Here is a 6,107-nt window from a genome sequence, read left to right on the forward strand (position 1 = left end):
TAAGATGGGGGACTCATGAAACAGTTTGCGGGTGTGGGGTTTGTTTTGTCTTTGGTTGGCTGTCAGCAAATGCCGTTGCAGCCAGAGGCCGCAGATACGGTCATCAGATCCCCGACCAATCAGGATCTGCGCCTTGTGCGCGGCTATCGTTCGACCGACGATGATTGCCAGTTAACCGGCGAAACGGCCTTTACCGTCGATTTTCTGGATGACGCGGCTGATCTTGTGTCCTGCCCCTCAGGCAGCGATGCGGCGCAATCATTGGTCGACATGTATAATGCACGGCAAGTCGCAAAAACCGGAGGGTATACAGTCTATTCCGTACCGCGCCGTTAAGTGCGGAATCTGCGGCTTAGCCTCTTGAACCGTCAAAGATATTTCCCAGATTGAATGTGAGGCCCAGACCGACGCGTGCCGCCAAGCGGGCGCATCACATTCAGGGCGCTTGAGATAAAGGAGAATGCTATGGACTTGAACAAGTTCACCGAGCGGGCACGGGGGTTCGTGCAGGCGGCGCAGACGATTGCGCTGCGCGAGGGGCACCAGAGGTTGGAGCCCACACATATTTTGAAAGCATTGATGGATGATGATCAGGGGCTGGCCAGCAACCTGATCACTCGTGCAGGTGGCGCGCCGAACCGCGTGGTCGAGGCGCTGGATGCTGCGATGGCCAAAATCCCGAAGGTCAGCGGCGACGCAAGCCAGATTTACATGGACGGCCAGACCGCCAAGGTGTTGGACGAGGCCGCCAAGATTGCCACCAAAGCGGGCGACAGCTTTGTGCCGGTCGAACGCGTGTTGATGGCACTGTGCATGGTGAAATCCAAAGCCAAGGACGCTTTGGATGCCGGCGCTGTGTCCGCGCAGAAACTGAACGAGGCGATCAATGATATCCGCAAGGGTCGCACCGCTGACAGCGCGTCGGCGGAGGAGGGCTATGACGCGCTCAAAAAATACGCGCGCGACCTGACCGAGGCTGCGGCCGAGGGCAAGATCGACCCGATCATCGGACGGGATGAGGAAATCCGTCGCTCGATGCAGGTTCTGTCGCGTCGTACCAAGAACAATCCGGTTCTGATCGGGGAACCAGGCGTCGGTAAGACCGCGATTGCTGAAGGTATGGCCCTGCGCATTATCAATGGTGATGTGCCGGAATCGCTGAAGGACAAGAAACTGCTGGCGCTGGACATGGGCGCGCTGATCGCCGGTGCGAAGTACCGCGGTGAGTTCGAAGAACGCCTCAAGGCTGTTCTGACCGAGGTCACCGAGGCCGCCGGTGAGATTATCCTGTTCATCGACGAGATGCACACGCTAGTCGGTGCCGGTAAATCTGACGGTGCGATGGATGCCGCCAACCTGATCAAGCCCGCGCTTGCACGGGGTGAGCTGCATTGCATCGGTGCAACCACGCTGGACGAGTACCGCAAATACGTCGAGAAAGACGCGGCCCTTGCGCGACGGTTCCAGCCAGTGATGGTGCAGGAGCCGACGGTCGAGGACACCATCAGCATTCTTCGCGGTATTAAAGAGAAGTATGAGCTGCACCACGGTGTGCGCATCTCGGACTCGGCACTGGTGTCGGCGGCGACCCTGTCGCATCGCTATATCACCGACCGGTTCCTACCTGACAAAGCTATCGATTTGGTCGATGAGGCGGCGTCGCGTCTGCGGATGGAGGTAGACTCCAAGCCAGAAGAACTCGATCAACTTGATCGTCAGATTCTGCAGATGCAGATCGAGGAAGAAGCGCTGAAGCTTGAGGATGACGCAGCCTCCAAGGATCGTCTGGAAACCTTGCAAAAGGATCTGGCCGACCTGCAGGAGAAATCCGCGGAGATGACCGCCCAGTGGCAGGCCGAACGCGACAAGCTCGCTGGCGCGCGTGACCTGAAAGAACAACTCGACAAGGCGCGGGCCGATCTGGAGATCGCTAAGCGCGAAGGCAACCTCGCCAAGGCGGGTGAGCTGTCCTATGGCGTCATCCCCGAGCTTGAGAAAAAGCTGACTGAGGCCGAAAACGCCGAAAGCAATGCCATGATGGCTGAGGAGACGGTGCGTCCGGAACAGATCGCTTCGGTGGTCGAACGCTGGACGGGTATCCCGACCTCGAAAATGCTGGAAGGTGAGCGCGAGAAGCTGCTGCGGATGGAAGACGATCTGCATTCCCGTGTGATCGGTCAGGATGCGGCGGTCACTGCTGTCGCCAACGCTGTGCGCCGTGCCCGTGCGGGTCTGAACGACGAAGGCCGCCCCTTGGGTTCGTTCCTGTTCCTCGGGCCGACCGGCGTGGGTAAGACCGAGCTGACCAAGGCCGTGGCAAACTTCCTGTTCGACGACGACAACGCGATGGTGCGCATCGACATGTCCGAGTTCATGGAGAAACACGCGGTTGCCCGCCTGATCGGTGCCCCTCCGGGCTATGTCGGTTATGATGAAGGCGGTGTGCTGACCGAAGCCGTGCGGCGTCGGCCCTATCAGGTCGTGCTGTTTGACGAGGTCGAAAAGGCGCATCCGGATGTGTTCAATGTGCTGCTGCAGGTTCTGGACGATGGTGTGCTGACCGATGGTCAGGGCCGCACCGTGGACTTCAAGCAGACGCTGATCATTCTGACGTCGAACCTCGGCTCTCAGGCGCTCAGCCAGTTGCCCGAAGGTGCGGACAGTGCGCAGGCCAAACGCGACGTGATGGATGCGGTCCGGGCGCATTTCCGGCCGGAATTCCTGAATCGTCTGGACGAAACGATCATCTTTGACCGGCTCAAGCGGGCCGATATGGATGGCATCGTTGATATCCAGATGGCACGCCTGCAGAAACGTCTGACCGCCCGCAAGATCGAGCTGGCACTGGACGATGGTGCCAAGGAATGGCTGGCGAACGAAGGCTATGATCCGGTCTTTGGTGCGCGTCCGCTGAAACGCGTGATTCAGCGCGCGCTTCAGAACCCATTGGCCGAAGCCCTGCTGGCCGGCGAGATCAAGGACGGCGAGACTGTCCCGGTGACCACCGGAGCCGAAGGTCTGATCATCGGTGACAGGCTGGGCACGTCAGATCGACCCCGCCCGGACGATGCCGTGGTGCATTGATCTGAGATTGGAAACCAGAAAGACCCGCCAAACTGGCGGGTTTTTTTTTACACCTTGGCAAAATGCCCATTCAGAAAAACAGCGATTTCCGTCAGCGAGGCATCGGCTTCGGGTATCTCCGGGTAAAACTCGAACACGTGCCACATGCCCTCCCATACACGCAGGGTGCAGTCGGCGCCGGCCTGTCGCAGCAGGCGATCCAGACGCACGCAACCGCTCAACAAATGATCGCGGGTTCCCGAAGTCAGAAAGACGGGTGGAAAGTCTGCGTCGAAGAGGCCGTAAATCGGAGATACGTCAGGGGCTGTCAGGTCGACCTCTTTGCCAACATAACAGTCACGGAAAAAGTCGATTTCAGACTGATTTAGAAACGGGTCGCGATCTGCCAGTCCGCTGTCCCCGTTGTTCTGCAGGTCGACAAAAGGTGAAAGCAGGGCCAGTGCCGTTGGTAACGGAACGCCATTTGCGCGCATTCTGTGGACTGCAGCCAATGCAAGATTTCCCCCGGCAGATTCTCCACACAGGCAAGCCCCAGGCGTTTCGGCCAGTACAGACGAGATGACTGCGGTGCAGGCATCAAGGGCCGCCGGGTATGGCGCTTCGGGGGCCAAGGGATAGTCCGGTGCAATCACAACCGCGCCGGTCTTGGCCGCCAGCCAGGCTGAGATTGGCAAATCCTCAAACGGGCTGCCAAGGGTAAAGCCGCCGCCGAACAGATAGACCAACCTGCGGCCAGAGCGCGGTTCGGCAGGAGTGATAACCATGCAACGCACACCGCCAATTGTTTCATCGGACAGTGCAACGCCGGACATTTCTACGGCTGCGGTACAACTGTCTGCGTAATCCTCTCGCAACATAGCCCGCATTTCGGGAAGAGGCTGCGTTAGATCCCGAATTGCGGCTTGTTCGGCATAAGATGCAGCCTTGGCACTGATTGCGGCGGGGGCGGGCATAGGTTTGTTTTTTCTGTGGTTCATACCATTGATATCGCAATGTCAGCAGGCGCAAGGGATCTAATGGATGCAGGTATGCTTTGACGGTTTCCCCAAAAACACCGCACTACGTCTGTCGATCCATTGCAAAGCCTGCACGTTCCGGGCCTGAATTGCAAAGCTTAGCTTGGTTGGGAACGTTCTGAAGCCCACGCTTACAGGCGACTACGTTACAATCTCGTCGCTCAATCGTGACGCTCATTACCTTGGCACTGTGCTATCAGCGATCTACCTCATACCCGAGGTGTTTTGACAACGGAGACATACATGGCGCATCGCTGGACCAATACATTGACACATGCGGACGTCACCCCAAGGGCGGCGTTTTTGAACCGGCGTCAGGTTATGGCCGGGCTGGCAGGTGTCGGACTGGCGGGGATGGCGCGCGGCGCGACGGCGCAAGAAGCGCTGGAGCCGAACACCTGGGAAGAGATCACGTCTTATAACAACTTTTATGAATTCGGGACCGGCAAGGATGATCCTGCCAAATATGCTGGTGCGCTGACCACCGAACCATGGAGTGTTAAGATCGACGGTCTGGTCGACAATCCGGGCGACTATGACTTTAAGGATATCATGTCCGAGATGACGGTCGAAGAACGCATCTATCGTTTCCGGTGTGTCGAGGCCTGGTCGATGGTGATCCCATGGAACGGGTTCGAACTGGCTGATCTTCTGAACATGGCAGGTGTTCAGGAAGAGGCCAAATACGTGGCCTTTGAAACCGCCTTGATCCCCGACGAGATGCCGGGCGTGCGCTACCCGATTCTGGAGTGGCCTTACCGCGAGGGTCTGCGCTTGGATGAGGCGATGCATCCGCTGACCATCATGGCGACGGGTATTTATGATCGGCCGATCCCAAACCAGAATGGTGCGCCGCTGCGTTTGGTGGTGCCGTGGAAATACGGCTTCAAGTCGATCAAGTCGATCGTGCGGATCACTCTGACAGAAGAAGAGCCACCCACCAGCTGGAACATGTCGGCGCCACGTGAGTATGGCTTCTATAGTAACGTGAACCCGAACGTGAACCATCCGCGCTGGTCGCAAGCCTCGGAACGTGAAATCGGCGGCGGTCTCTTTGCCAAGCGTATCCCAACCCTGATGTTCAACGGCTATGAGAACGAGGTCGCCGGGCTGTACGAAGGCATGGATCTTTCGCAATACTATTAAGTCTATGCAGCAGGTGAATCATATATTATGCCGTATTCCCGCTTGGGCGGTCTACCTGATTGGGGCGCTTCCAGCGCCCTGGTTGTTTTACCAGGGGCTGACAGGCGGATTGGGCGTAAACCCGATAGAGGCGTTGGAGCATCGGTACGGAGAGTTGGCGTTACAGCTTCTGATTGGTGTGCTGGCGATTTCTCCTCTGCGGCGTTTCCTTGGCCTGAACCTGCTGAAGTTCCGCCGCGCCCTTGGGGTTCTGACCTTTGCGTATGTCACGCTGCATCTGTTGGTGTGGCTTGTGTTGGATGTGCAGGTGCCCAGCCAGATTTGGGCGGATATCGTTAAGCGCCCTTATATAACGGTCGGCATGGCCGCTTTTGTCTTGATGCTGCCGTTGGCGGTGACGTCGAACAATCTGTCGGTGCGGAAATTGGGTCCGCGATGGCGCAGCTTGCAGCGCCTGGTGTTTCCTGCGGCGATTCTGGGTGGGCTGCACTATGTCATGTTGGCCAAGGGCTTCCAGATTGAACCGCTGGTCTATCTGTCTGCAATCGTCGGCCTGTTGCTACTGCGTTTGCCTATATCCGGTGTGCTGACTCGGTCGCGTCAGGCCGATTCCATCTGACTCGGCGCTGAGTCTATGGGTAACCCTGTTCAAAAGCTGAGATTCGAGGTGGGATGCGCTGCGTGTTGCGGGTTTCGTGGAGTGTGACATTATTTAAGCTTATGATTTATATGGGTAAAATTTTAATCTGCGGTTTTTTGCGAGTTTGTCGAATTTTCCACTTGCGGGTTGTTTGGGTAAACCTTAGAACCCCCTTCACCGGCGCTGCTGAGGCGGTGTTGGGACGCTGGAGACGGCGGAGA

At 57.7% G+C, this 6,107-nt stretch carries 5 protein-coding genes; 4 read left to right on the plus strand and 1 reads right to left on the minus strand.

Annotation, left to right across the window (positions count from 1 at the left end; genetic code table 11):
• The first annotated feature begins 15 nt into the window (after window positions 1-15).
• Together ACR0AL_RS14985 and clpB are read left to right on the plus strand one after the other, a co-directional pair.
• Window positions 16-336 (plus strand): hypothetical protein, encoded by a 321-nt coding sequence (locus ACR0AL_RS14985; RefSeq protein WP_170352007.1) that lies wholly within the window; start codon window positions 16-18, stop codon window positions 334-336.
• A gap of 129 nt (window positions 337-465) precedes the next feature.
• A complete protein-coding gene (gene clpB / locus ACR0AL_RS14990; RefSeq protein ID WP_170414866.1) occupies window positions 466-3,084 on the plus strand; it encodes an ATP-dependent chaperone ClpB in 2,619 nt (872 codons plus the stop codon).
• A 47-nt stretch (window positions 3,085-3,131) separates the two neighbouring features.
• Here clpB and ACR0AL_RS14995 read toward each other — a convergent pair whose 3' ends face one another.
• On the minus strand, window positions 3,132-4,037 hold the full coding sequence (locus ACR0AL_RS14995; RefSeq protein WP_170352005.1) for an alpha/beta hydrolase: 906 nt from the start codon (window positions 4,035-4,037) through the stop codon (window positions 3,132-3,134).
• A gap of 306 nt (window positions 4,038-4,343) precedes the next feature.
• On the opposite strand from ACR0AL_RS14995, the gene msrP reads away from it, so the two are divergent.
• Together msrP and msrQ are read left to right on the plus strand one after the other, a co-directional pair.
• The gene (msrP, locus tag ACR0AL_RS15000) at window positions 4,344-5,246 is read left to right on the plus strand and encodes a protein-methionine-sulfoxide reductase catalytic subunit MsrP (protein ID WP_480663628.1); all 903 of its coding nucleotides are present in this window, start codon (window positions 4,344-4,346) and stop codon (window positions 5,244-5,246) included.
• Window positions 5,247-5,250: 4 nt separating this feature from the next.
• Window positions 5,251-5,865, plus strand: coding sequence for a protein-methionine-sulfoxide reductase heme-binding subunit MsrQ (gene msrQ / locus ACR0AL_RS15005; RefSeq protein WP_480663630.1), 615 nt, complete (start codon window positions 5,251-5,253; stop codon window positions 5,863-5,865).
• The last annotated feature ends 242 nt before the right edge of the window (window positions 5,866-6,107 follow it).

The sequence above is a fragment of the Ruegeria sp. BB1 genome (assembly GCF_056539465.1).

Excerpts from the sequence above, each read along its gene's own strand:
- msrP (WP_480663628.1), top strand. The coding sequence starts at position 4,344 with ATGGCGCATCGCTGGACCAATACATTGACACATGCGGACGTCACCCCA.
- ACR0AL_RS14995 (WP_170352005.1), bottom strand. The coding sequence starts at position 4,037 with ATGCCCGCCCCCGCCGCAATCAGTGCCAAGGCTGCATCTTATGCCGAA.
- ACR0AL_RS14985 (WP_170352007.1), top strand. The coding sequence starts at position 16 with ATGAAACAGTTTGCGGGTGTGGGGTTTGTTTTGTCTTTGGTTGGCTGT.
- msrQ (WP_480663630.1), top strand. The coding sequence starts at position 5,251 with ATGCAGCAGGTGAATCATATATTATGCCGTATTCCCGCTTGGGCGGTC.
- clpB (WP_170414866.1), top strand. The coding sequence starts at position 466 with ATGGACTTGAACAAGTTCACCGAGCGGGCACGGGGGTTCGTGCAGGCG.